A 24,264-nucleotide genomic window follows, 5' to 3' on the forward strand; every position below is an offset into this window, starting at 1 on the left:
TTAATCCATATGAACTATCATTGTCAAGATAATTATGTTGGAACCGTATTACGAGTAACTAGTCCACATGACTACAACTGAAAAGGTCCAATTATTAAAATTATTTGTTCCGTAATAACTTTTTCAACATTCTATGAACCCATTTTTAGATGTGAAGAACAGCACATTTTTACAATATTAAGGATGTGTAAACTTTAATTGCAAGTGACAGTTTAGGACTTACTGAATAGAATTCTAATTTCATAAATGAGGAGGGACTAATTATGGAAGAACATAATGGATTAAAGAAAAAAATCGGAGAATCCAATACGAAAGCGTTTGCTTCTCATTATGCCAAATCAATGTTTTTTACTGTGGTTGTTTTAACAGTATTAACTTTTATTGGCACGAGGCTATTTATCCATATCGATTTAAATCTTTACGGATATATGGTAGGAACGCTCGTGTTTATTGGAGGGTTTTTCTATCGCTTCATTTCATGGGGGGAGAGACCGCCAACAAAAATCTTAATTAAAAAAGGTATAAAACTATTATTTACAAAAACAACACCGAAAATAGCAGTTCAACATTTAGCTATTTTTGATTTTATTAAAAAACGGGGTGTTGAACGCTGGCTGCAGCATATTTTAATCGGCTGGGGTTGTATCCTGGCTTGTCTTGTCACATTCCCGCTCGTATTTGGCTGGATGTACTTTACAATGAATGACAATGGCTCATATACAATCGTACTTATGGGCTTAGATTTAATGAAGGTAAAAGCAGATGGGATGATTGCTTGGTTGTCCTACAATGCATTAAATGTGGCAGCCATTATGGTTACAGCTGGTGTTTGTATGGCACTACACCGACGGTTGAAAAATATGCAGGCTAGAGCTGAGCAAAAATTCATTTACGACTTTCTTCCGCTTTTCCTATTATTATTTATTTCGATAACAGGACTTTTATTAACTGTTCAAAATGTCTTTCTAGATGGCTGGCTGCAGCCACAAATGTCACTGATCCACCAGTTTTCCGTTATCGTAACACTAATTTATTTACCATTTGGTAAGCTTGCCCATATTCCATTCCGTCCGATGAGTGTATTTGCAAGAAACTACCGTGAACATTATGGAAAAGAAGCAATGAAAGAATGTAAAGTGTGCAGCAATCATTTTGTATCAGTAGAACAATCAAACGATGTGATTCAAGTACTTGGTGTCAATGATATCGATTTTAATATGAAAGACGGCTTTAATCTTGCTGAGTTGTGCATGCCATGCCGCAGGAAATATCGAATTTCCAGATTTTCAGGATTTGCAACTCACCAATTAAAAGTCAAGGAGGCAAATCAAAATGCACATGGATAATTATAAAAATCCCAGAGATAATTTTTTTAAAGAGATTGAAAATATAAATCATCCTGACGAAACACTAGTCCCAACTCACTGCAGTTATTGCGCGATGCAATGCGGAATGAATCTAAGGGTAAATACAAAAACAAATAAAATTATTGGAGTTGAACCTCGATACGATTGGCCAGTAACCCTTGGAAAGATGTGTCCGAAGGGGGTTACAGCTTATCAACAGACAAATCATCCAGATCGTCTTTTAAAACCGTTAATACGTGACGATGCATCTTTAAAAGGAACAAAAAAAGGTTTCAGGGAAGCAAGCTGGGAAGAAGCTTATGATTTAATAGTGAAAAAGTTTAAACAACTGCAAGCTGATTATGGGAAAGATTCTCTTTCGGTATATGGAGGAGTTTCCATGACAAATGAAAAATGTTATCTAAATGGGAAATTTGCTCGTGTTGCACTGCAAACGAAATATCTCGATTACAATGGACGATTTTGTATGGCAAGTGCGGCAAGCGGTATCAATCGTTCCTTAGGGATTGATAGAGGATCGACCGTACCTTGGACAGATATACCAGAAACGGATTGTTTGTTTCTCGCAGGAAGTAATACAGCAGATTGCCATCCAACGATGATGTTTCGTGTTTGGGCTGTTCAAGAAAGAGGCGGATATTTGATTGTTGTCGATCCAAGGGAAACGCCAGTAGCCAGAAGAGCAGATGTCCATCTTGATTTAAGACCTGGAACAGATTTGGCTCTTGCGAATGGAATATTGCATATATTAATCAAAAATGGTCACACAGATGACGATTTTGTAAAAAAACATACAAACGGTTTTGAAGAAACAAAAGAATTGGTAAAACAATTTACACCCGAATATACAAGTCAAATTACAGGTGTTGCCCCGGAGAAAATTATTAAGGCGGCTGAATTATATGGGAAAGCACCAAATGCGATACTCTTGTTTGCAAGAGGAATAGAACAACAGGTGAAAGGCGTTGATAATGTTTCAGCTTATATTAATTTAGCACTTGTAACTGGTAATATAGGTCGTCCAAAAGCAGGTGTTGGAACGATAACTGGCCAAGGAAACGGTCAAGGTGGAAGAGAACATGGTCAAAAAGCCGACGCCTTGCCTGGATACCGGAAGATTACAGATCCAGAGCATGTAAAGGAAGTAGCAAAGGTGTGGGGAATTGAGCCAGAGGAAATGCCAGGAGAAGGAGTATCTGCCTTTGAATTATTTGGATTAATGGAGAAAAAGGTCATTCGTTCTATGTATCTTCTTTGTTCTAATCCAGTTGTTTCAGCCCCGGACTCTAACTATGTTCGTAAAGTATTAAAACAGCTCGACTTTATGGTTGTTTCTGATTTTTTCTTATCAGAATCTGCAGAGTATGGAGATGTAGTTCTTCCAACCACAACATGGTCGGAAGATGAGGGGACGACTACCAACGTTGAAGGTCGTGTTATTAAGATCAATCGAGCTCAAATGCCTTTAGGCGAGTCAAAGCCAGATTGGCTTATACAAGTGGAATTAGCGGAACGTCTTGGCCGTGGAAAATACTTTTCTCATTTAAAAACTTCAGAGGATGTCTTTAATGAATTGAGGTTAGCCTCAAAAGGTGGAAAAGCAGATTACTACGGGGTTACTTGGGAAAAAATCAAAAAACAAGATGGTGTATTTTGGCCATGTACGAAAGAGGAAGACCCGGGAACACCTCATATGTTCCTTGATAAAAAGTTCTATTTCCCTGATGGAAAAGCAAAAATACTAGCTCTCCCTTATGTTCCAGCAGCGGAAGAACCTGATGAGGAATTCCCACTCCACTTAACAACGGGACGGGTTGTTTACCATTATCTATCAGGCAATCAAACTAGAAGAATTCAATTTTTAAAAGATATGTGTCCTGAACCATTTGTCGAAGTACATCCAGAAACAGCAAAAAAATATGATATAGAGCATGAAGAAAGAGTTCGTTTGTTTACACGACGAGGGGAAGTTATTTATAAAGTGAAACTTACTGAAGCCATACGTAAGGATACCTTATTTGTCCCCTATCATTGGGATTTTGAACAAGCAGCAAACATCCTGACAAATCCAGCTCTTGATCCAATTTCTAAAATGCCGGAATTTAAGGCTTGTGCCGCTCAAATTGAAAAACTAGAAATGAAGAAGGTGCAATAAATGAAAAAGAGGTTGTATCTTGAACTCGAAAACTGTATAGGTTGTCGTTCCTGTTTGGCAGCTTGTACACAATGCGGTGGTCACGAAGAACGGAACAGAAATTATGTATACGATGTGAATCCACTTGTTGACAGACAAACAATGCCTCTTATGTGCCTTCACTGTGTAAACCCCGCCTGTGCTAGAAGTTGTCCAGCACAGGCGATTCAAATCCATGAAACGGGAGCCGTTTTATCAGCGTTGGTTGAAAAATGTATCGGATGTCAAAATTGTACAATTGCTTGCCCATATGGGATTCCAAAGTTTGATACAGAACAAAACTTAATGTATAAGTGTGACCTTTGTATCGACCGTTCAAAGGATGGAATCCCGCCAATGTGTGCGAGTGTCTGTCCTACCAACACGCTACAATGGTTGACAGATGAAGAAATAGAACAAAAGCAAAATAAATTTAATCTCGATAACGGTAAATGGGTGACAAGTATGCCTTATTTAGAAGGAGAAACAAATGTAAAAGTGAATCTCCCTGGAATTTTACAGGGCATTTCAAAATTGTATTAGGAGGGATTTCACATGGCAGAAAAAAATAACAATATCCCGTTCAATGAAGATCATTACACTCATAATATAAACCGGGATAATGAGAGAAGCCTTGACCGACGCGGCTTTATGAAGACTTTGGTTGGTGCAGCAGGTGTGTTCGCCGTTGCATCCCTTCCTTGGGGAGTAATAGCCGCAAAAGAATTATCCGATTTAGGTGATAAAAAATATCCTAAGCAGAAAATTACAGATATCACTTCTTTTGCTATTGGTGATTCGGTGGACTTTGCTTTTCCAGGTGAACATGACAGCGCAATTTTAATTCGTTTATCAGAAAATAAGTATGTTGCTTATCAAAATGCCTGTACCCACCTTCGCTGTCCTGTTTTTTGGAAGAAGGAGGACGGAGAAATGCTCTGCCCGTGTCATCACGGAAAATTTGATGTAGAAACAGGTGTGCCAATTGCCGGTCCGCCAAGACGACCGCTTCCTGAAATCTATGTAAAAGTGGAAAATGGCGCAGTCTATGCTGTGGGGGTTAAGCGTTATGAGGCCTAGTTATGTAAATCTAATTATGCTTTGTGGACTATTAATGCTGAATATTATTTTTACTCAAAATATGGTTCATCAATTTTTCTATCAAAATTATGGATGGGTTCTAATATTTTGTTTTTTAAACCTTTTACTTTTTCCAATCGGAATCTATATTTATAAACATGATCAAAAAGGTATGGGTTAGGGAAATGAATCTGAGGTAGTAAGGAGGAATTAAATAGATGATTAATTTCAAATTCTTTTGTCCAATGGATAGCCTTAAAGTGCAAGAATAAAAGAACTTATTACCATTTAAAATTTTGTAAAACATTATAATTTTTAAAAAAACCGTTTCCATTTAATGAATCGGTTTTTTGTTTTAAAAGAACTCTTTTCTTTTTATTAAAATGGATGAGTAAAAAAGTATTGAAGTGGATGATTAAAAATTTTTTAAATTCATTATGATAGAAGAGTCGGTTACCCATAATACACATTCACAATAAAAAATGGTTAGGTGTGAGAATAGATTCACAATTATTTTCGATCTAAGGAATAACCTTTCACATATAAAATCAGTAAATGCTTTAAAATATTTTACTATAAAATGTAGTGAGGGAACTCTATGTACATTATTTTACTTATCATGCTTATTACTGCATGTTTTGTATTAATTCTTTGTGGCTACTATATTTCAATTATTAGGTTAAAGTTTGGGAAAAGTATTTTTCTTTTTATACCAATTGTCATTGCAATATTTATGATTAATATTGTCATCGCTTTGGTTGAATTATCTCATTCACCAAACTGGAGCTAAAAATCCAAAAATTAAATATAGTTACTTTTTATATGTTAACTCTAAAAAATGAATAAAAAAACCAATGGTTAACAATTAAAATATTAATTATTCTAGGAAAATAGAAAAAAATGGGGAAAATTAAAGTCCTTAGAAGAATCGGGACTAGGGGCAGTTGTTCGAAGACCTAAACAATCACAATATTATCGATAGCTGAAGCACTTGTTAATGGAGGGGTTAAAGCTCTTGTAATTACACAAGATACACCAGTTATTTACAAATGATAAATAACATGAAAAATCTATACCAAGACAAAGTTCTTGTTGGTACAGGTACAGTATTAGATGATACCTTCGCAAAATCAGCAATAGACGTGGGTTCAGATTTCATTTACTCACCAATCTTTGATATAAAGACCATTCAAATAACAAATTGCTTTGTGAAAATTTCAATACCAGGCGTTTTGACACCAACTTAAGCTGTTCAAGCATATTCTGTAGGCGCGGATATAATCATTTAATGGAAAGTACTTAGAAGGGGAAGAAAAAATTAGTTTTACTGACTATTTTAATAAAGCTTCTTTCTTAGAAAGGAACGATATATTCCCAGGTGATGAAAAATTATTTCTACGCCCAGAGACTAATATTATTCCATTTATCATTAATGTAAAGAATAGTAAAAGAGACATGAATTTCTTTGTTTATTGTGAGGATGATCAAATTTTTGTAGTTAAGCAGTGGAAAAAGAAAGTTGCTTCATATAATCTTAGATCTGATAATTTGCAAAATTCCACTACTTCAAACTGTATAAATGTGTAAAAAAAGCTTAATATACCTATTTAAGGGTTGATAAATGATATAAAAAAGTAATCCAAGTTCAAAGCTAAGGGGATTACTTTTTTATTTTAATTCAATGCTTATCTCAGCTCCAATGGTTCCCAAAGGACGACCAGGAGATTATCAGCAAGAGCTATAGAAAAATTTATAGAAAAATACACCGCAGCCTTCGGTAAACCTTCATTATCGGTACACAAGTTGCGCCATTCGTTTCCTACAAGATATCACGCTGAAATAAATGATGTACCAATGCCAAGAAGACAATTGGGGCATTCTTCCATTGAAACAACTATGATTTATACTCATATTAGAAACGCTTGTTTTAGCAGATTACCGAATAAGAACCCGCGTGCCAATCGGAATTGTACGTGCCAGCTCTTCGACATCCGCATTGTACATCCGTATACACCCTTTTGAAACGGCTTTACCGATTGAAGAAGGATTATTCGTACCGTGGATACCATAGTGCTTTTTTGAGAGAGACATCCACATTGTTCCGAAAGGTCCACCAGGGTTAGGGGCCTTATTTATTACGACAAAGTCACCAATGGGAGTTTGGTTAAGAATTTTACCGACTGCAATAGGGTACGTTTTTATCGGAGATTGATTACGCATTAATGTCAATGTTTTATTTTTGACGGAAACATGAATAGAATAAGGGATTTGATTGGGATTAGGCAGTCCCGGAATAATAATGGATTGGCCTGCATTAATCATATTAGGATTAACTATTTGGTTTGCTTGAATAAGAGATTGAAAGGGGACGCGATAATCCTCGGAAATCGACCAAAGTGTTTCTCTGGGTTTAATGATGTGGTAATACATAATTTAAAACCTCCCACCAAAGTATTCATATAAATACCATATGAGTATTTATTGTTTTTGGCACAAAACCTGTTACTTACTGTACCTTATACGGGCTTGGTCGTATGCCTTAAAGAAAACGGGACAAGGGACCTGTACCGCCTCTGTCCTCTGATAAAAATCCGGCCTTTTTGATGCGTTTGTGATAAAATATAGTAATATAGTAATGGATATTTGGTAAGGGGCAAATCTATTGAAAAATAGAGACGCAAAACTATAGGGGCTAAAGTATGATGAGTATACCAAGCCAGCCAGTTGCTGAAAACGACCGTTTTCATTTTTTGAGACCCTTCTGTTTAGAAGGGTTATTTTTTTTGTGAATTAGGAGTGATAGTACGAATTGAATAGAAGAAGTAACTTCTTCTTCTTCCTTATTAGCAAAAATGGCTGAGGATTTAAAAGGTTTGATCAAAAAATTTACGATTTGATCTAACTATTAACAAGAAAGCACAATCCCACTCGAAAGGGATTGTGCTTATTAATCTCATGACCCCAATCGGCTAAACTGCTTGTGAATAAGCCCTTTAGCAGTAGCAGCTTTCACCCATTCTGGATATTCCTTCATTAGTAAATCATAGAGCTCGTTGTCTGAGATATGCTGAGGGTCCTCGACACTAAAGAAATCAGCATTATCAAGATAACGGCCAGATAAGTTATCCAGTTGCTCTAAGAAAGTAAAGTCTGATTGGAAAGCTCGGAAGAAACCACGGCCTTTTAGTCCTTTATTTGATTTCCCTATGGCCATAAATTGCCAGAAGATCGGCTCGTAGGAAGAGTTTTGGATATGGCTGATCGTATCCTTCTCATCAAAGGTTGCTCCATCTGTTACGAACATAACATAGACAGGCATTTCCTTAGAGATCGGCTGACTTCGCTTGCTAGCTGAGCCAAAATAATGCTGACGGATCATTTTCATTACTTTTCCATAATAAGTACTGCCTTCTAAAGGATATCGTCTAATCAGCTGATTGATGAATCCGTTAAAATTATCAATGGTTAGTTCTCCTGCCTCATGGCCATTTGCGCCGAATAAGAATATATCAATTGATCCATCATCATCAAAGCGAGTCCCTAATGCTAAGATCCGTTCCGCAAATTCTTGAATCTTCCCAGATCGATAAAGTCCAGACATCGAACCGGATATATCTAAGCATAAAGCAACTTTTGCATTATGATTTTGCAGCCCAACCTTTTCTAAAGAAACCTTAGCCTTTTTGGAAAGATCGAGAATCTTAGGTGCCTGTACTTCCATTTTCTTTTCAAGTAATATTTTTTTGCTGCTGATTGGAGCAGAAGGAGCTGTCGGCAACGGTGCTGCCTGAGGGGCAGGTTGTGATTGTTCTTCTGCAACCTCACCGCCAAAATCCTTCAATAACGCTCCCAGCCCTCCATCAAATCCTCGGCCAACAGAAGAAACTCTCCATACATCTTTAAAATAAATTTCTGTCATAATGATTGCTTTCTCATTTTTAAAATCATTTCCATTAAAGGAATAGGTAAGTATTGGTTCACCGTTCGCTTTGATAATGAATGAACCGGATGAAACCATCCCCATTGTTCCATTCCCATCAATGGTCGCTGTGAATACTAGATGCTGAACAGAAATGGGCAGCTTTGATAAATCAATGAAGAATGTTCCTCCCCCACTGCGATGGGCTTGGAGCTGAATTTCGTTAGAAGGCGATTGTAATTGATTATAGAAAATCATATAACGATCATCGCGAAGTTTTTTTTCCTCATTTAATCCGAAACAAGTAATATCAATTTCAAAGCTGGATGTGACATTGATTTCTATTTGTAATTGAGTAAGCGCCGTAAGATCTGAGAGTTTAATTTTTTCACCGCGTACTAAAGTTTTCATAGCTCCTCCTTTTTTGGTAAAAGATATAATTACATTGTAGCTTACATTTACGGATAAATAATATTATAGTTTCCTAATTTTAGTAAAAGGCATAAAATGGAGAGCGAATATAATTATTTTTTGAATATTTCAGCAATCGATTTTTGTCGAATACGTATGATATAATTACTCTGAAAAATAAAATAGTTGGGAGTAATCGCTATGTTGAAAGATTTATTTATCGGCCTATCACAAAACCAATTACTAAATAGTGCTGCGAAGAAGTACGGGCTAAAATTGGGGGCGCAAAGTGTCGTAGCGGGAACAAATATAGAGGAAACCATCAAGAGCATTAAAGAATTAAATGCACACGGAATCTCTTGTACGGTGGATAATTTGGGAGAGTTCGTCTTTAAAAAAGAAGAGGCAACTGAAGCTAAGGAACAAATTCTTAATGTCATCGAAGCGATCCATGAGAATGAAGTAGATGCTCATATTTCTTTAAAGCCTACTCAACTAGGATTAGATATTGACTATCATTTTTGTTTGAATAATTTAAGAGAAATTGTAAATAAAGCAAGCCGCTACGATATCTTTGTTAACTTTGACATGGAAGACCATGGCCATTTAGATCCGTCATTTGATATTCTTGATGAGCTATCAAAGGAATATGATAATGTAGGAACAGTGATTCAAGCTTATTTCTTCCGTGCAGAAGAGGATATTCAAAAATATCAAAATTATCGTCTTCGTATCGTAAAAGGTGCTTATAAAGAACCTGAGGAATTGGCTTATCAAGATAAAAAAGCAATTGATGCTAACTTTATTAAATTAATTGAATGGCATTTATTAAATGGAAAATTTACTTCCATTGCTACTCATGATCATAATATCATTAACCATGTGAAAGATTTTGTGAAGAAGAATGATATTCCAAATGATAAATTTGAGTTCCAAATGCTTTACGGTTTCAGAAAAGAGCTTCAGCTACAATTGGCAAGCGAAGGCTATAACTTCTGTACGTATGTACCTTTTGGAAAAGACTGGTACGGCTATTTCATGAGACGTCTTGCTGAAAGACCGCAAAATTTAAATCTTGTTGCTAAGCAAGTATTTAACAAGAAGACAAATACAGTCCTTGGCGTAGCTGCGGGAGCTTTCCTATTAGGCAGATTGACTAAGAAGAACAAACAGAAATAATTGTATAGATCATGTAAAAACCTCCTTATCAATAAGGAGGTTTTTTTGAATCAATTTATGAATCATTTTTGGCTTGTGTCCACGTTACGATTGTTAAAAATACATCTTCAAGTTTTTTTCCAGACTGAGTTAATTCATATTCTACTTTCCTCTTTGGGGTAGTTAGAATCCTTTTTACAATCAATCCTTCTTTTTCTAAATCACGCAATCGTTCGGTTAATAACCTGTCAGAAATGCCAGGAATGTTTTCCAGAATTTCATGATAGCGTTTAGGTCCTTTAAATAAACTATAAATAATTATTCCTATCCAACGCTTTCCAAGAAATTCGATGGTGCTATGGAAGTCATTGCATATATTCTGGCAATCCTTTTGTTTATTGTTTTCAAGCATTGATTCACTCATATTAAAACCCCATTTAATTTCTTCATTCTCTCTATTCTACCATAAATACTTTTATGCTTGACCAATTAACTTACTAATAGTAAGCTATATTTAAACTTACTATTAGTAAGTTATGTACAACTAGGAGGAATAAGAATGTCGCCTAAAACTGATCAAAGCGTATCAACTGTTATCAGAGAACGTCACTCTGTTAGAAAATATGATGCTAATTATAAAATTGCAAGAGAAGAAATTGAAGACATATTAAATGGAGCCATCTTAGCACCATCTTCTAGTAATCTTCAGCCATGGAGATTTATCATTATTGATAACGAAGAAGTGAAAAAGGAACTGCGTTTAATTGCCAATAACCAAGAACCGATTGAGACATCTTCTGCTGTTATAGCAGTGTTAGGTGATAAGGAAATGTATATGAATATTGAAAAGGTATATCGAAGCGGCTATGAAGCAGGTTTTATGGACGAAGAAAATGTGAATCGATTAATGCACAATGCAAATAGCCTGTACCCAAATATATCTGAAGAAGTCAGGAAAAATATCGCATCTTTTGATGCTGGTTTAGTGTCAATGCAGCTCATGCTCATTGCTAAAGAAAAGGGGTATGACACTGTACCGATGGGAGGCTTTGATAAAGTGAAATTTATCGAAAGGTTTAATGTGTCTGAACGTTATATGCCTATGGTGCTCATTGCTATAGGGAAAGCAGCAGCACCGCCATTTAAAACTACGCGCATTCCGTTAAAGGATATCGCAGAATTTATTTAGATAAACAAAGGGAAGAGAGGAGATTACTTCTTATTGAAGTTAATCTCTTTTTTCATTCTAGGGGAGTTGACTTGGGTATAAAAGTGTTTATTCGATGCACATTAATGTAATAGCTGGAAATGTGTGGGGATAAAGAAAGGAATGGTGCCAGGTGAAAAATATTTGGGGAATTTATTCAAATGACCTGAAGAAGACAAGCACAAATTGGGTTGCTGCTATTTTAGTCGGAGGTCTTATCCTGCTGCCATCCTTATATGCCTGGTTCAATATTCAGGCATCGATTGACCCTTATGGAAATACAAAAAATATCCTTGTTGGTGTAGTTAATGAAGATAAAGGGGCTGAAATTAATGGAGCCCAAATTAATGCGGGAGAGGAGATTGTAAAGGAATTAAAGAACAACAAAGATTTAGGCTGGCGGTTTGTTGATAAAAATAGCGGGATGGAAAAGGTTTTGTCAGGGGATTACTTTGCTACCATTATTATTCCTCGTGAATTTTCTAAGGATCTTGCAACGATAGTTAATGACAAACAGCAGCAGGCAAAAATTGAGTATTATGAGAACGATAAAAAGAACGCCATAGCTCCAAAAATAACTTCAAAAGGAGCGAGTGCCATTGCCGAGCAAGTAAGCAGTAAATTTGTTGCAACGGTTAATGGTGTGATTTTTGATTTATTTAATCAGATTGGAATAGAGTTGGAAAATAGGCTTCCGGCTATTAAGCAATTTGAAGAATTCATCTTTAAGCTCCAGAAGAAACTTCCAGAAGTTAAGGCTTTGCTCGATCAATCCATGTCCTATGCAGAGGGTGCGGATGATATTCTAGGAAAGGTTCAGCAAGCTGTTCCAAAGGTTGAAGCAATAGCTAATGAAGGAATGGGCTTTATTGATAAAGCAAACCAGGTTATTAGTAAGGCGGAAGCGGAAATAGATGCTTTCAAACCAAACATTAAAGAGGATATACAAACACTAAAAATGGTAACTGATTCTGCAGAAACAAAAATCAATCAGCTTCAAGCACTGGAAATCGATCCACAAAAATTACAAACGATATTGGAGGAGATTGATCCGCTTCTAAAAAAGGGGGAAGAGGTTACAGGAATTATTCAAAGGAAAGTAAATGATGCTTTGAAGATAGCACAGAATAACAATGCAAATGAAAAAGTAATGAATCATCTGCAACGGCATATAAACCATCTCGAACAGATCCATACAAATTTAAAAAATGCTGCAGCTATTTCCTTGGAATTACGAAATATGTTAGCTAATGGGGAGGTCCCTTCTCTAGATCAAATGAATCGTTTCAAATCTGTTATTAATAATATTCAGCAAGTAGTGAATCAGATAACAGAAGAGGACAAACAAAAAATAGAGTCAGTTATTAACAATGAAGTCCTAAAGACAAAACAGACTCTACAAAAGGCGAACGGCATTTTAGAAGAATTAGTTGTGACTCTTCCTTCTATAGCAAGTGCCATTAATAATGCTGCAGGTACTCTCCATGAAGGGGAGAAGGTTTTACAAGAAGCGAACAAGCAATATCCAATGATTGTCAAAAAAGTTGGAGAGTTAACTGACACGATAGAAAGGCTGCAGAACGAAACAAATCTTAATGAACTCATAGACCTCCTGCGAAATAATCCAAATTCAGAAAGTAACTTCTTGGCTAATCCGGTGAAAATTGAAAGTAATCTCTTATTTTCATTGCCAAACTACGGTTCAGGTATGAATCCTTTTTATACTGTTTTAGCCATTTGGGTCGGGTGCTTATTATTAATTTCGCTGTTGTCTGTTGATCCAGCACACTATGAGGAGTATGCAAGTCATGAAATTTATTTTGGTCGTTTGTTAACCTTTTGGACCTTTAGTTTTTTGCAAACTTTGATCGTTACTTTAGGAGATATTTTTCTATTGAAGGATATTTATATCCATAGTCCCGGCTGGTTCCTCTTATTTGGGCTGCTTTCTAGCTTTGTCTTTATTCTTATTGTCTTTACTCTCGTTTCGATATTCGGGAATGTTGGCAAAGCGATGGCGATTGTTCTTCTTGTTTTACAGATTGCAGGAGCAGGTGGAACCTATCCTGTACAATTAATTCCAAGATTTTTTCAAATGATCAATCCATTTTTGCCATTTACTTATTCCATTGATTTAATGCGTGAAGCGGTTGGAGGGATTGTATGGGAGAATGTCAGAACGGATATCTTATTCCTCCTTATCTTCGCTGTTATTGCTATCCTTTTAGGTGTATTTTTGAAAGAGCCTATTAACAAGATTACTTATAAATTAAGGAAAAAGTCGAATGAAAGTGGGATATTTCATTAATAATTAAATTAGGAGCCAGTTTCTGCTTTGAATGTAGCAACTAAAACTGGCTCCTAAATTTTTAATATGTTATTCTTCTATTTGCGCAAAAAAGTCAGAAACAAGCTGTTCAATCTTTTGAAATTCAATTTTTCCAAGAATTAATTTATTTGTCTTCAAAGATAATAACGCACTATCTACTAGAAATTTCCGTGGGCTCTTTGAGTGGAGCAACTCTTCTTGAATAAAATCTAATAACTCAATATGCTGTGAGTTATCTTCATTATGGTTAAGCGTCTTTTTTAAAGCTAATACCGTATGATAAAGATTTTGCTGAAAAGATCGATCCAGTTTCTTGCAAACAGGAACCCAGCTCTCAATTAGCTCCGGACGAACTAACTGATCACTAGCTTCTGCTACTTCATCAACTATCTTCACGATGCGATCTACACTATATCGAACTACTTTATGAATACTGGCATGCGATTGGTTTGCCAAGGCGTCATATTTAAGGTTATGCTGAAGAATCCCCATGAACATGATCGAGCAGTCTAATAAATAGGGTCTTTTTTCTTCTCCAAAGAGATCAATGAACCGATAGAATAGCCAGTGAAGAATTCGAAAATGGCCACGCTTAATGAATTGCTTAAGGTCTTCATCATTTGAAACGAAAACCTCTTCGAAAAGAGATATTAATTTGCTTGTTCGATTTGTTTTCAACTGTAATTCAATTTGCTTAATAAAGATTTCAATATTAGAAGGATCCTGGCCAATCAATAATTCATTCCGTTCCTTTTCTAAATCTTTATAGATTGTATTGAAAAGGGCGATTAATAATTCGTTTTTAGACGAAAAATAATTATAAAATGTTCCTTTAGAAATGCCGCTATATTCTAATATGTCTTGAATGGAAGTTGCCTGAAAGCCTTTGTCGATAAATAATTGGTGAGCCATTTTTATCACATGCTTTTTCCTAGCGTTCATATAATCACCTTTAATAATTGTTGAACTACCTGTATAAAATTAATAGTATATTATTTCTAAGGTTAACACAAACACATAAATATCAAGGTATTTTTTAATTGCATAAATTGAACTCATAGTTTATGATATACCTTATGTGAAACATCAGTACAAAATAATGAACTTAATGTATATAGGAGGAAAAAACAACATGGACCATTCCATAGAAAAGACTGATCGTCCACCGTATGGGATATTAGCTGTCCTGATGATTGGTGCTTTTATTGCTTTTTTGAACAATACGTTATTAAATGTAGCATTGCCTTCAATTATGGCTGATTTAGAAGTTGATGCATCAACAGTACAATGGTTGACGACCGGCTTTATGCTTGTAAACGGAATCCTAATTCCAGCAACAGCTTTCTTAATTGAAAAATATTCTGTACGTCGTCTATTCTTAGTAGCTATGTGCTTATTTACAATAGGTACGCTTGTGGCTGGGATCGCACATTCATTTCCTCTATTATTAGCAGGTCGGATGCTTCAGGCTTCAGGTTCTGCCATCATGATGCCTCTTTTAATGAATGTTATGCTTGTAAGCTTCCCAGTTGAAAAAAGGGGAGCAGCAATGGGTGTGTTCGGTTTAATTTTAATGGCTGCACCTGCAATTGGACCAACATTATCCGGATGGATTATTGAACATTATGACTGGAGAATGCTTTTCCACTTTGTTACGCCAATTGCCATTATTGTAATTTTAATTGGCTTTTTCTTACTTAAAGATAAAAAGGAAAAAGTTAATATCCGTCTAGATATATTCTCATTATTATTATCAAGTATCGGTTTTGGCGGAATTTTATACGGATTTAGCTCTGCAGGCAGCAAGGGATGGGATAGTCCTTATGTCTATGGAACAATTGCCGTGGGTGTGATTTCTCTTGTGTGGTTCATTTTACGTCAGTTGAAAATGGATCGTCCAATGCTTAACTTCAAGGTTTATAAATATCCAATGTTTGCATTATCCTCATCGATTACGATGATTGTAAATATGGCTATGTTTGCTGGTATGCTATTAATTCCCATTTATGTTCAAACGATTCGTGGAATTTCCCCAATGGATGCAGGTCTAATGATGCTTCCAGGAGCACTTGTCATGGCCTTCATGTCACCAATTACAGGGAAACTATTTGATAAATTCGGCGGACGTATTCTTGCTGTTACTGGACTGATCATTATGACAGTAACAACGTACTTCTTTAGCCAATTAACAGATGAAACGACGTATACTTATTTAGTTATCTTAAACTCTGTACGGATGTTTGGAATGTCAATGGTTATGATGCCAGTTTCAACAAACGGATTAAATCAATTGCCTGCTCGATTCTATCCACACGGTACTGCGATGAACAATACGCTAAACCAGGTAGCAGGAGCGATTGGTACTGCATTGTTAGTTACTGTTATGTCAACTCGCACAGAAACATATGCAACTGAAATTGCTGAAGATGCGATGAAAAATCTAACTGCACAACCAACAGAAGCTGTTTTAGCAGAAATGAAACAGCAAATTGCGATGAAAGCGATGCTGGAAGGGATTAATGATGCATTCTTAGTTGCAACAGGTATTGCAGCTGTTGCCATTGTTCTTGCCTTGTTTATAAAGCGGGCAAAACAAGCGGAAGACCCGATGGTGAAAAAAACAGAAGAAAAAGTTACTACAAAATTAGCGGAGAATTAATATAAGAAGAAAAGAAGGGACATTCGATATATGAATGTCCCTTCTTTTTATTGTTCTTTATTAAACCATAACGGATCCATATCATCGACATCTCCATTGTAATTTATCAGGATTTCTTCTCCTGCTTTTATGTCTGTGTAGGCAAAGAAGTCAAATGTATGGTTATCAAAGTTAATATCATAAGTGGCATTCGGCTGGTATGAATGGTTAAATAGCATTCCATACCCAAGAAGAATGGCGCTATGATTTTTGCCATACTCGAATGCGTAATCAGCAAGTATCGTTTTCTCGATAAATTCATGCTCTTTGTTTGGATATGCAATTACGGGTGCTTCATGTATAAGCTCGCCCTTTGCTATATCACGCGTTGCAAATACGCCTCTATTAAATTCTCCATCACTGAGTGTGGACGTTTTGATTTCAATCATAGTTATGCCACCTGCTTTTCTTTTACTTTAAAGTCTCTTAAGCATGCCAGTTGGTTATGAGGAAAGCAACTATTTTTTTGAAATAAACATTTATCATTAATGAAAATGTATGCCCATGGGCTTATAATAGAAACATTAATCAAACGTTTGATTAAAGGTTTTATCCATCTCGAGTGGTGGCAGGCATCTAAAAAGGAAGGTGAGTGTAATGGAGAAAAAGTTTGAAACAATGTTATTACATAGTGTTAAGAAGGAAAAAAAGCCGATTAAAAGCAAGATTACACCGATCTATCAAACATCTGCATTTACTTTTGATAATTTAGATGATTTAGAAGGGTTTTATCAAGGAGAAGGGAATTACTTATACTCTCGTACAGGGAACCCGAATCCGGATGAACTGGGTCAGGCGGTTGCAGCGATTGAAGGTGCACCAGCAGGCGTTGCAACTTCATCAGGCTTATCTGCTATTTTAGCAGGGGTGCTTGCTGTAGTGAAAAGCGGGGATCATATTATAGCAGCTGATGATGTATATGGCGGAAGCTTTCATCTGCTAAAAGAGGAATTAAGTCAGCTTGGCATTGAAACAACCTTTGTTGCTTTTTCTAACCTTTCCAAGGTTGAAGATTCGATAAAACCGAATACAAAGCTTTTGTATACAGAATCAATTACAAATCCGCTGCTAAGAGTGGAGAATTTAGAAGCGGTTATTGATCTTGCAAAAAAACGCAATCTTCACACACTTGTTGATAATACTTTTGCTACACCGTTTCATTGTAATCCTTATCTATTAGGTGTTGATTTAGTTATCCATAGCGCAACGAAGTATATTGGAGGCCATAGCGATGTGACATCAGGTGTGGTTGTTGGAAGGGAAGACTTAGTTAGATTAGCGCGGGCAAAGGTAGTGAATCTTGGGACAAATGTAAGTCCGTTTGAGGCATGGCTAACATGCCGGGGATTAAAAACACTTGCACTGCGCATGAAATCACAATCATTCAATGCCAGGAAGCTAGCTGAGGCATTTTTAGGAAACTCGAATGTTGCTAAAGTTTATTATCCGTTTAATGAGCTGGAATTAGGATACGGCGCGATGGTATCAATTGAACTTGCAAAGAATGTGGACATCCATCAATTTTTCAAATCACTTTCCTGGATAAAAATTGTTCCTACATTAGCTGGGGTAGAAACAACGGTTTCTCATCCGCTCACTACTTCTCATCGTGCGTTGCCGCCGGAGGCAAGTAAAGCCTTAGGGATCACAGAAGAAGTTGTCCGAATCTCAGTGGGGATTGAGCATGTGGATGATATTATTCATACTTTTGAAGAGGCAATTCATCGTTCTGTTTTGAATTAAAATAATCTTTCATAAAATTTATTAAAAAGTCTCGATAACCTGCTTTATCGAGGCTTTGCCATATGCTTTAAAAATTTGAAATTGTTGTCCTTAATTCCTCAGTTGAAACAGCCTCATTAATTTCTATTAGAAGATTAGACAATAACTGAATATCCATTTCTGTATTCTGGCTCATTTCTTTATTATCCATGCTATTTTGTAAAACATCATTAAATACAGTGGTTGTGTTTGTTAGTTCTGTAATTCCGGTATCCTACATGATAAATTGTATTGATTTGCAATATAACATTTATTACTAAAGTGTAAATAGGAAAGCCACTTTTATCTTGATTAAGATTGAATGTCCGCTAGTGGTGCAAGGCAATCGCGAACACTTTTAAATACGTCTTAAGTCTTAGTTGGATTTAAGGTTGTGGTCTATGGAAGGGATTGTGTATATCATGTATCCTTATTGGTAAGGATGGAATTGTTTTTATTTTTAAGCTGAAACTTTGATTTCGTTCATACGTATAAATAATAAGGATTAAATGTCAGGAGTCGATTGTGTGATGAATCAGTTCTTAGTCTTTATTGTGCGAATGTTACTAAGCATCCCTACGACCTTTATTGTTTGGTTATTAAGTTTTTTCGCATTCGATCAAACGTTTTTACTATCGGGTGCTATTTCTCTAGGAGCTGGGTATCTCACTTATTTGATAAGTGGACTGGTTCTAAAGAAACGCTTTTTGAAAAAGCATCAATTAACAAGGAAAGAATACCAGTATATTAAGAAAAATTTAGATGAAGCGAAAGGGAAAATTAATCGATTGCATAAATCGCTGCTTTCTATTCGCCATATTCCCTCACTTAAGCAGAGAGTGGATTTTACCCGGACAACACGAAAAATATACAGTCTAACCAAAAAAGAGCCAAAGCGATTTTACAAGGCGGAACAATTTTATTTTTCTCATTTGGATTCGGCGGTGGAGCTATCTGAGAAATATGTATTCTTATCTGCTCAGCCAAAGAAAACATATGAGTTAGATCAGTCTTTATATGAGACACGTAAGACATTGGAACAGTTATCTTCATTAGTAGAGGAAGATTTGTATCAAGTCATTTCAGATGATATTGATCACCTGAATTTCGAAATCGATGTGGCAAAGCATTCAATTAAAACGATAAAAGATTCCCGAAATCTTAATGAAAGCAGGCGATTAAAATGAGTGAAAACAATCCATCCCTGTTGAAAAATACAAGTCAGGCAAATTTAATGGATGATCTTCTTTCCAATCCGTTTGGTGAAAAACAGGAACTTCCGAGTATGCAAACCAAGGAGGAAAAGCCTGTTAAGCTTATTGATGTCATTCCAGAGGAAAACAGAATAAAGGCTTATCAGCTTGCTGAACAAATTGATCCGAAAAACCACCAGGCAATGATTTCGTATGGGACACCTGCACAATCGAAGCTATTAACCTTTTCTCATACGATGTTAGAGCATGTCCAGAAGAAGGATATTGGAGAAGTAGGGGAAATAATTAGTGAATTAATGCAAAAGTTTAATGAGGTCAATCCTGATGAATTACATGCACAGCCGCCATCCTTCTTTGCTAAGATGTTTGGAAAGTTATCGAGTTCCATCCAAGAAACTCTTTCCAAATATCAAAAAACAGGGGCACAAATCGACCGTATTAGTGTGAAGCTGGAACGCAGCAAAAATATTCTATTATCAGATGTTGTCATGCTTGAAAAACTCTATGAAAATAATAAAGAGTACTTTCACGCTTTGAATGTGTATATTGCAGCAGGAGAAATTAAGCTTGAGGAATTACATCAAAAAACAATTCCAGAGCTGAAGAAAGCTGCAGAAAGCTCAAATGACCAGATGAAGTTTCAAGAAGTAAATGATATGATCCAATTTGCTGATCGATTAGATAAACGTTTATATGATTTAAAATTAAGCCGAGAGGTAACTATCCAAAGCGCTCCGCAAATTCGCCTGATTCAAAATACGAACCAAGCGCTCGTTGAAAAAATTCAATCATCGATTATGACCGCGATTCCGCTTTGGAAGAATCAAGTTGCGATTGCGCTAACTCTAATCAGGCAGCGTCATGCAGTAGAGGCACAAAAACAAGTATCTAAAACGACGAATGAACTGCTTCTAAAGAATGCTGAAATGCTTAAAACGAATACCATTGAAACAGCGAGAGAAAATGAGCGAGGGCTTGTGGATATTGAAACATTGAAGAAAACACAGGAAAGCCTGATCTCCACCTTAGAGGAAACGCTGAAAATTCAAGAGGAAGGCCGTCATAAACGCCGTCTTGCTGAAAATGAACTGGCAGCAATGGAAAGTGATTTAAGGCAAAAGCTAATAGAAATTAAAGGATGACAATAAGTAGTACCTTGAAGAAGCACGTATGAATCAAACATTTGATTCATACGTGCTCTTCTGCTTTAGGCTGCCGATAAGAATTATTTTCTTCTGTTATAATGACTCATATACTTTTAAAAAAGGATGATTCACTATGTATTTGACAATTAAAGAAACAGCAGAGTATCTCTCTTATCCAGAATCATATATTGAAGGCCTAGTTCAACAAAAACGAATTCGTGCAATTTTTGATGGACAGCAATATTTAATCAATAAAGATCAATTTACTACTCATTTACGGCAAGTCGAAAAATATAAGGAAATTGTAGAAGAAATCCTAAATGAACCAATTCCAGAAGATGTAGATGTGAAGGATGAAGATTAAAGGTAATTGCGTCTTCTAAAACACATTGTTTTACAATTAAAATTATTTGATATAGTCTATAAATAGAAAATATTCAAAGGGGGAACGAACATGTTTGATATTACAATTATTGGGGCTGGTCCTACAGGGGCAAGTGCTGCATTATTTGCTGCAAAAGCAGGAAAAAAAGTATTGGTTATTGATAGTGATAAAAGTGTTACAAAGCGTGCATGGGTAGAAAACCATTATGGAGTAATGGAGATTACTGGCCCTGAGTTAGTTGAGACAGGTAAAAAACAGGCAGCTAAATTTGGCGCAGAGCTTAAAAAAGCAACCGTGGAAAATATCGAGAAAACTGAATCTGGCTTCACGATTCATACGGGTGATCAATCATTTGAATCGAAGCATGTTATCTTTGCAACTGGGATGCTGACAGATCTAGCAGAAAAAATTGGTTTACATACAAAGCCTGGTACAGAGCCGCGTATTAAGACGATCTTAGACTTGGATGCCAATGGGAAGACAAATATCGAAGGTATCTGGGGAGCAGGCACAGTTGCTGGTGTAAGTATGCATACAATCATTACAGCTGGCGATGGCGCAAGAGTAGCGATTAACGTAATCAGTGAATTAAATGGTGAGCGATATGTTGACCATGACATAATGAAATAAATAATTTGCTCAAAACCGGTATCATACCAATTTGGTAGAGACTGGTTTTTTTTATGTGTTCTTGCCTATGATTAATGGACTGTAAGGTTCATATTTATTTGTAACTAGAAGTTTATGACTAGCTAAACTTAGTATTTAGTACTCTTATTTGAATTATTTAAATATTATAATATCTTAAGTAGAATCTATTAATCTATTAGGAGGAACTATATGAAAAAGCCAGTATTAACAATTGTTCTAGCCAGTACACTAGCATTTGGTGCAGTCGGTTCACAGGCAGTTTTCGCAAAGCCGGCAGAAATTGCTCAAAATCAGCCTGTTAAAGTATTTGATCATAAGGTGATTAACAAGCTTAATGTAGAAAATATTTATAAGAATATTGAATATTTATCGAAGACTCCTAGGGTTGCAGGTACGGAAGCAGAAGATAAGGCTGTTAAGTTTATCAAAGAGCAGTTCGAATCCTATGGGTATGAAGTAGATTTGCAGCCATTTACTTTCTATGGTTATACTCCTCCTCATACAATTGAGCTGGATGTAAACGGTTATGATGGACAGCTAAATCCAGGTTCCTTTACTTATACAGTGAGTGGAGAGGTATCAGGTGAACTTGTATACGCTGGATTAGGTACAGCAAGTGACTTAGAAGGTTTGGATCTTACTGGGAAAATAGCTTTGATTAAACGCGGGGATATTTCATTTGCTGAAAAAGTGTTAAATGCCGCTAATAAAGGTGCATCAGGCGTTTTGATTTTCAATAATGCTTCAGGCGCCATGAACGGTACGCTTGGAGAGGCAAATGATCAATATGTTCCTGCTGCGTCTTTATCGAAAGCAGAGGGGGATGCCCTTGCCGCTTCCTTAAGTAATGGGGAAACACACACAGCAACTTTAAAGATTGAAGGTGCAAGAACGGGGGAAAGTGTTTCTCATAATGTAATCGCAACGAAAAAACCAACTAATAAAAAGAAGGATACAAATAATGTGATCGTAGTAGGATCTCATCACGATTCAGTAGCCGGTGCACCTGGAGCGAATGATGATGCTTCCGGAACTGCTATGACACTTGAACTGGCTCGTGTATTTAAAGATTTACCGACTGATTCCGAAATTCGCTTCATTACATTTGGTGCTGAAGAATTAGGCTTGATTGGCTCAACACACTATGTTGCAAACCTTTCAGATGATGAAAAAAATCGTATCATTGCAAACTTTAATCTTGATATGGTAGGAAGCAAGGATGCTGGTGATTTAATTATGGCCACTCTAGATGGTCAGCCGAACCTTGTCACTGAGCTTGCACAGGCATCTAGTACGAGATTAAACGGAGAACCAACTCCATATTCACAGGGTGGAAGAAGCGACCATGTTCCATTTGCAGAAGCTGGAATCCCTGCCGCATTATTCATTCATAGTCCATCGGAGCCTTGGTATCATACACCAGAAGATACCATAGATAAAATTAGCAAAGAAAAGCTAGAGGATGTGGCTGAAATCGTAGGAACGGCTGTTTATGAACAAGCACGATTTAATAATATGGGACCAAAGACGAAAAAGGCAAAAAAGATTAAGGCAGATAAACAAGCTTACCATGAGCAAAATATTAGATGATTTATTTAGCAGTGCCTCCTTAGCGGGGTGCTGTTTTTGTTGTCATAGATAAAAATGAATGAAATTACAAAATTTATTAGATTAATGCCTTAAAAACAGAAAAAGTACCTAAACTAATGAATATAAGGAATGCATACAGATTGCTCATCCGATAGCTGAATGGAGGCAAAGAAATGATACGCTTTGGAGTAATAGGAACGAATTGGATTACTGATCGATTTTTACAGGCGGTAAAGGAAATGAATGACTTTTCATTAACTGCTGTTTATTCAAGGACTTCAGATCGAGCACGTGAATTTGCTGAAAAGTATCAGGTTCATCATACATTTACATCTATTGAAGAAATGGCTATAAGTGAGGTGCTGGATGCTGTCTATATTGCCAGTCCGAATTCATTCCATGCAGGTCAGGCGATTACCTTGTTAAATCATGGCAAGCATGTATTGTGTGAGAAGCCATTCGCTTCAAATGCAGCAGAAGTAGAGAAAATGATTGAAGCAGCCAAAAGGAATGATGTACTGCTGATGGAAGCAATGAGAACAACCTTCCTTCCTAATTTTACTCTTATTAAGGAGAATCTGTATAAGCTTGGCAAAATCCGCAGGTATGCAGCAAGCTATTGTCAGTATTCCTCTAGATATGACACTTATAAGGCTGGTACCGTTTTGAATGCATTTAACCCTGTTTTCTCTAACGGGTCATTAATGGATTTAGGGGTTTATTGCATCTACCCAATGGTTGTCTTGTTTGGTGAGCCAAAGGAAGTCAAGGCAACTTGTTTCATGCTTGACTCTGGAGTTGATGGAGAGGGAAGCCTTCTTGTAAAGTATGATGAAATGGAGGCAGTTATTATGCACTCAAAAATTACAGATTCCAACTTGCCTTCAGAAATACAAGGGGAGGAGGGAACGATGATCATTGATCATATTGCAGCACCTGGACATGTAGAAATTCGTTATCGGGATGGAAAAAAAGAAGTTATTTCTACTATGCAGGAAGGGGATGGGATGTATGATGAAGCAAGGGCTTTTGTTGATTTAATTAAGCAAGGAAAAAAAGAGTCCTCTATTAATACCCATCGGAACTCCTATGTGACAGCAGCTATATTAGACGCCGCAAGGGAAGAAATGGGTCTTATTTTTTCGGCAGATAATAATAGAAAGCCTTGCTAAATTC

At 36.4% G+C, this 24,264-nt stretch carries 22 protein-coding genes, 2 pseudogenes and 1 riboswitch; of the genes and pseudogenes, 19 read left to right on the forward strand and 5 right to left on the reverse strand.

Annotation, left to right across the window (positions count from 1 at the left end; all coding sequences use genetic code 11):
- Positions 1 to 263: 263 nt before the first annotated feature.
- The 8 genes and pseudogenes from AN957_RS03810 to AN957_RS27315 all read left to right on the forward strand — a co-directional run.
- The gene (locus AN957_RS03810; protein WP_056682359.1) at positions 264 to 1,346 is read left to right on the forward strand and encodes a hypothetical protein; all 1,083 of its coding nucleotides are present in this window, start codon (positions 264 to 266) and stop codon (positions 1,344 to 1,346) included.
- Positions 1,333 to 3,522, forward strand: a complete 2,190-nt coding sequence (locus AN957_RS03815) for a molybdopterin oxidoreductase family protein (protein ID WP_172797612.1) — start codon at positions 1,333 to 1,335, stop codon at positions 3,520 to 3,522. Before AN957_RS03810 ends, AN957_RS03815 begins: the two co-directional genes overlap by 14 nt.
- Complete coding sequence (locus AN957_RS03820) at positions 3,523 to 4,083, forward strand: 4Fe-4S dicluster domain-containing protein (protein ID WP_053479220.1); 561 nt, start codon at positions 3,523 to 3,525, stop codon at positions 4,081 to 4,083.
- A gap of 12 nt (positions 4,084 to 4,095) precedes the next feature.
- Complete coding sequence (locus AN957_RS03825) at positions 4,096 to 4,620, forward strand: Rieske 2Fe-2S domain-containing protein (protein WP_056682366.1); 525 nt, start codon at positions 4,096 to 4,098, stop codon at positions 4,618 to 4,620.
- 598 nt (positions 4,621 to 5,218) lie between these two features.
- Positions 5,219 to 5,410, forward strand: coding sequence for a hypothetical protein (locus AN957_RS03835; RefSeq protein WP_053479217.1), 192 nt, complete (start codon positions 5,219 to 5,221; stop codon positions 5,408 to 5,410).
- 271 nt (positions 5,411 to 5,681) lie between these two features.
- On the forward strand, positions 5,682 to 5,867 hold the full coding sequence (locus AN957_RS27520; protein ID WP_172797613.1) for a hypothetical protein: 186 nt from the start codon (positions 5,682 to 5,684) through the stop codon (positions 5,865 to 5,867).
- Between the two features lie 46 nt (positions 5,868 to 5,913).
- A pseudogene (locus tag AN957_RS29065) lies at positions 5,914 to 6,207 on the forward strand (YfmQ family protein); the annotation flags it as partial.
- A 91-nt stretch (positions 6,208 to 6,298) separates the two neighbouring features.
- Positions 6,299 to 6,642, forward strand: a pseudogene (locus AN957_RS27315) (tyrosine-type recombinase/integrase); the annotation flags it as partial.
- Here AN957_RS27315 and AN957_RS03840 read toward each other — a convergent pair.
- Complete coding sequence (locus AN957_RS03840; protein WP_056682369.1) at positions 6,556 to 7,050, reverse strand: L,D-transpeptidase family protein; 495 nt, start codon at positions 7,048 to 7,050, stop codon at positions 6,556 to 6,558. The pseudogene AN957_RS27315 and the gene AN957_RS03840 overlap by 87 nt on opposite strands.
- Positions 7,051 to 7,262: 212 nt before the next feature.
- Positions 7,263 to 7,352: riboswitch (cyclic di-GMP riboswitch) on the forward strand.
- 221 nt (positions 7,353 to 7,573) lie between these two features.
- Positions 7,574 to 8,950, reverse strand: a complete 1,377-nt coding sequence (locus AN957_RS03845; RefSeq protein WP_056682373.1) for a VWA domain-containing protein — start codon at positions 8,948 to 8,950, stop codon at positions 7,574 to 7,576.
- 201 nt (positions 8,951 to 9,151) lie between these two features.
- On the opposite strand from AN957_RS03845, the gene AN957_RS03850 reads away from it, so the two are divergent.
- Positions 9,152 to 10,129: a proline dehydrogenase family protein gene (locus tag AN957_RS03850; protein ID WP_056682374.1), complete on the forward strand. Its 978-nt coding sequence runs from the start codon at positions 9,152 to 9,154 to the stop codon at positions 10,127 to 10,129.
- Between the two features lie 55 nt (positions 10,130 to 10,184).
- On the opposite strand, the gene AN957_RS03855 is transcribed toward AN957_RS03850, so the two are convergent.
- The gene (locus AN957_RS03855) at positions 10,185 to 10,532 is read right to left on the reverse strand and encodes a winged helix-turn-helix transcriptional regulator (RefSeq protein WP_056682377.1); all 348 of its coding nucleotides are present in this window, start codon (positions 10,530 to 10,532) and stop codon (positions 10,185 to 10,187) included.
- A 135-nt stretch (positions 10,533 to 10,667) separates the two neighbouring features.
- Between AN957_RS03855 and AN957_RS03860 the strand changes: the two genes are divergently transcribed.
- Together AN957_RS03860 and AN957_RS03865 are read left to right on the forward strand one after the other, a co-directional pair.
- Entirely contained in the window at positions 10,668 to 11,297 is a 630-nt protein-coding gene (locus AN957_RS03860) for a nitroreductase family protein (RefSeq protein WP_056682379.1), read from the forward strand.
- A 151-nt stretch (positions 11,298 to 11,448) separates the two neighbouring features.
- Positions 11,449 to 13,623: a YhgE/Pip domain-containing protein gene (locus AN957_RS03865; protein WP_056682386.1), complete on the forward strand. Its 2,175-nt coding sequence runs from the start codon at positions 11,449 to 11,451 to the stop codon at positions 13,621 to 13,623.
- 69 nt (positions 13,624 to 13,692) lie between these two features.
- On the opposite strand, the gene AN957_RS03870 is transcribed toward AN957_RS03865, so the two are convergent.
- Entirely contained in the window at positions 13,693 to 14,586 is an 894-nt protein-coding gene (locus AN957_RS03870; RefSeq protein ID WP_053479210.1) for a TetR/AcrR family transcriptional regulator, read from the reverse strand.
- Positions 14,587 to 14,776: 190 nt separating this feature from the next.
- Here AN957_RS03870 and AN957_RS03875 point away from each other — a divergent pair, with 190 nt between their 5' ends.
- A complete protein-coding gene (locus AN957_RS03875; RefSeq protein ID WP_056682389.1) occupies positions 14,777 to 16,303 on the forward strand; it encodes a DHA2 family efflux MFS transporter permease subunit in 1,527 nt (508 codons plus the stop codon).
- Positions 16,304 to 16,350: 47 nt separating this feature from the next.
- Here the strand turns inward: AN957_RS03875 and AN957_RS03880 are convergent, their stop codons facing one another.
- A complete protein-coding gene (locus tag AN957_RS03880; RefSeq protein WP_056682392.1) occupies positions 16,351 to 16,731 on the reverse strand; it encodes an SET domain-containing protein in 381 nt (126 codons plus the stop codon).
- Positions 16,732 to 16,939: 208 nt separating this feature from the next.
- Here AN957_RS03880 and AN957_RS03885 point away from each other — a divergent pair, with 208 nt between their 5' ends.
- The 7 genes from AN957_RS03885 to AN957_RS03915 all read left to right on the forward strand — a co-directional run bounded on the left by AN957_RS03885 (position 16,940) and on the right by AN957_RS03915 (position 24,260).
- On the forward strand, positions 16,940 to 18,085 hold the full coding sequence (locus tag AN957_RS03885) for a trans-sulfuration enzyme family protein (RefSeq protein ID WP_056682395.1): 1,146 nt from the start codon (positions 16,940 to 16,942) through the stop codon (positions 18,083 to 18,085).
- 548 nt (positions 18,086 to 18,633) lie between these two features.
- Complete coding sequence (locus AN957_RS03890) at positions 18,634 to 19,290, forward strand: 5-bromo-4-chloroindolyl phosphate hydrolysis family protein (protein WP_053479322.1); 657 nt, start codon at positions 18,634 to 18,636, stop codon at positions 19,288 to 19,290.
- Positions 19,287 to 20,459 (forward strand): toxic anion resistance protein, encoded by a 1,173-nt coding sequence (locus AN957_RS03895; protein ID WP_053479205.1) that lies wholly within the window; start codon positions 19,287 to 19,289, stop codon positions 20,457 to 20,459. The genes AN957_RS03890 and AN957_RS03895 overlap by 4 nt, the downstream gene beginning before the upstream one ends.
- A gap of 136 nt (positions 20,460 to 20,595) precedes the next feature.
- Positions 20,596 to 20,826, forward strand: coding sequence for an excisionase family DNA-binding protein (locus tag AN957_RS03900; RefSeq protein ID WP_056682398.1), 231 nt, complete (start codon positions 20,596 to 20,598; stop codon positions 20,824 to 20,826).
- 90 nt (positions 20,827 to 20,916) lie between these two features.
- On the forward strand, positions 20,917 to 21,477 hold the full coding sequence (locus AN957_RS03905) for an FAD-dependent oxidoreductase (RefSeq protein ID WP_056682401.1): 561 nt from the start codon (positions 20,917 to 20,919) through the stop codon (positions 21,475 to 21,477).
- Between the two features lie 210 nt (positions 21,478 to 21,687).
- Positions 21,688 to 23,088 (forward strand): M20/M25/M40 family metallo-hydrolase, encoded by a 1,401-nt coding sequence (locus tag AN957_RS03910; protein ID WP_056682406.1) that lies wholly within the window; start codon positions 21,688 to 21,690, stop codon positions 23,086 to 23,088.
- A 173-nt stretch (positions 23,089 to 23,261) separates the two neighbouring features.
- A complete protein-coding gene (locus tag AN957_RS03915) occupies positions 23,262 to 24,260 on the forward strand; it encodes a Gfo/Idh/MocA family protein (RefSeq protein WP_056682409.1) in 999 nt (332 codons plus the stop codon).
- The last annotated feature ends 4 nt before the right edge of the window (positions 24,261 to 24,264 follow it).

Source organism: Cytobacillus solani (assembly GCF_001420595.1).
Taxonomy (GTDB): Bacteria; Bacillota; Bacilli; order Bacillales; family Cytobacillaceae; genus Cytobacillus; species Cytobacillus solani.

What these genes read in the sequence shown, in the direction of transcription:
- AN957_RS03885 (WP_056682395.1), top strand. Translation starts at nt 16,940, where the DNA reads ATGGAGAAAAAGTTTGAAACAATGTTATTACATAGTGTTAAGAAGGAA.
- AN957_RS03850 (WP_056682374.1), top strand. Translation starts at nt 9,152, where the DNA reads ATGTTGAAAGATTTATTTATCGGCCTATCACAAAACCAATTACTAAAT.
- AN957_RS03900 (WP_056682398.1), top strand. Translation starts at nt 20,596, where the DNA reads ATGTATTTGACAATTAAAGAAACAGCAGAGTATCTCTCTTATCCAGAA.
- AN957_RS03880 (WP_056682392.1), bottom strand. Translation starts at nt 16,731, where the DNA reads ATGATTGAAATCAAAACGTCCACACTCAGTGATGGAGAATTTAATAGA.
- AN957_RS03895 (WP_053479205.1), top strand. Translation starts at nt 19,287, where the DNA reads ATGAGTGAAAACAATCCATCCCTGTTGAAAAATACAAGTCAGGCAAAT.
- AN957_RS03815 (WP_172797612.1), top strand. Translation starts at nt 1,333, where the DNA reads ATGCACATGGATAATTATAAAAATCCCAGAGATAATTTTTTTAAAGAG.
- AN957_RS03860 (WP_056682379.1), top strand. Translation starts at nt 10,668, where the DNA reads ATGTCGCCTAAAACTGATCAAAGCGTATCAACTGTTATCAGAGAACGT.
- AN957_RS03890 (WP_053479322.1), top strand. Translation starts at nt 18,634, where the DNA reads ATGAATCAGTTCTTAGTCTTTATTGTGCGAATGTTACTAAGCATCCCT.
- AN957_RS03820 (WP_053479220.1), top strand. Translation starts at nt 3,523, where the DNA reads ATGAAAAAGAGGTTGTATCTTGAACTCGAAAACTGTATAGGTTGTCGT.
- AN957_RS03870 (WP_053479210.1), bottom strand. Translation starts at nt 14,586, where the DNA reads ATGAACGCTAGGAAAAAGCATGTGATAAAAATGGCTCACCAATTATTT.
- AN957_RS03915 (WP_056682409.1), top strand. Translation starts at nt 23,262, where the DNA reads ATGATACGCTTTGGAGTAATAGGAACGAATTGGATTACTGATCGATTT.
- AN957_RS27520 (WP_172797613.1), top strand. Translation starts at nt 5,682, where the DNA reads ATGAAAAATCTATACCAAGACAAAGTTCTTGTTGGTACAGGTACAGTA.
- AN957_RS03840 (WP_056682369.1), bottom strand. Translation starts at nt 7,050, where the DNA reads ATGTATTACCACATCATTAAACCCAGAGAAACACTTTGGTCGATTTCC.
- AN957_RS03875 (WP_056682389.1), top strand. Translation starts at nt 14,777, where the DNA reads ATGGACCATTCCATAGAAAAGACTGATCGTCCACCGTATGGGATATTA.
- AN957_RS03810 (WP_056682359.1), top strand. Translation starts at nt 264, where the DNA reads ATGGAAGAACATAATGGATTAAAGAAAAAAATCGGAGAATCCAATACG.
- AN957_RS03825 (WP_056682366.1), top strand. Translation starts at nt 4,096, where the DNA reads ATGGCAGAAAAAAATAACAATATCCCGTTCAATGAAGATCATTACACT.
- AN957_RS03905 (WP_056682401.1), top strand. Translation starts at nt 20,917, where the DNA reads ATGTTTGATATTACAATTATTGGGGCTGGTCCTACAGGGGCAAGTGCT.
- AN957_RS03835 (WP_053479217.1), top strand. Translation starts at nt 5,219, where the DNA reads ATGTACATTATTTTACTTATCATGCTTATTACTGCATGTTTTGTATTA.
- AN957_RS03845 (WP_056682373.1), bottom strand. Translation starts at nt 8,950, where the DNA reads ATGAAAACTTTAGTACGCGGTGAAAAAATTAAACTCTCAGATCTTACG.
- AN957_RS03910 (WP_056682406.1), top strand. Translation starts at nt 21,688, where the DNA reads ATGAAAAAGCCAGTATTAACAATTGTTCTAGCCAGTACACTAGCATTT.
- AN957_RS03855 (WP_056682377.1), bottom strand. Translation starts at nt 10,532, where the DNA reads ATGAGTGAATCAATGCTTGAAAACAATAAACAAAAGGATTGCCAGAAT.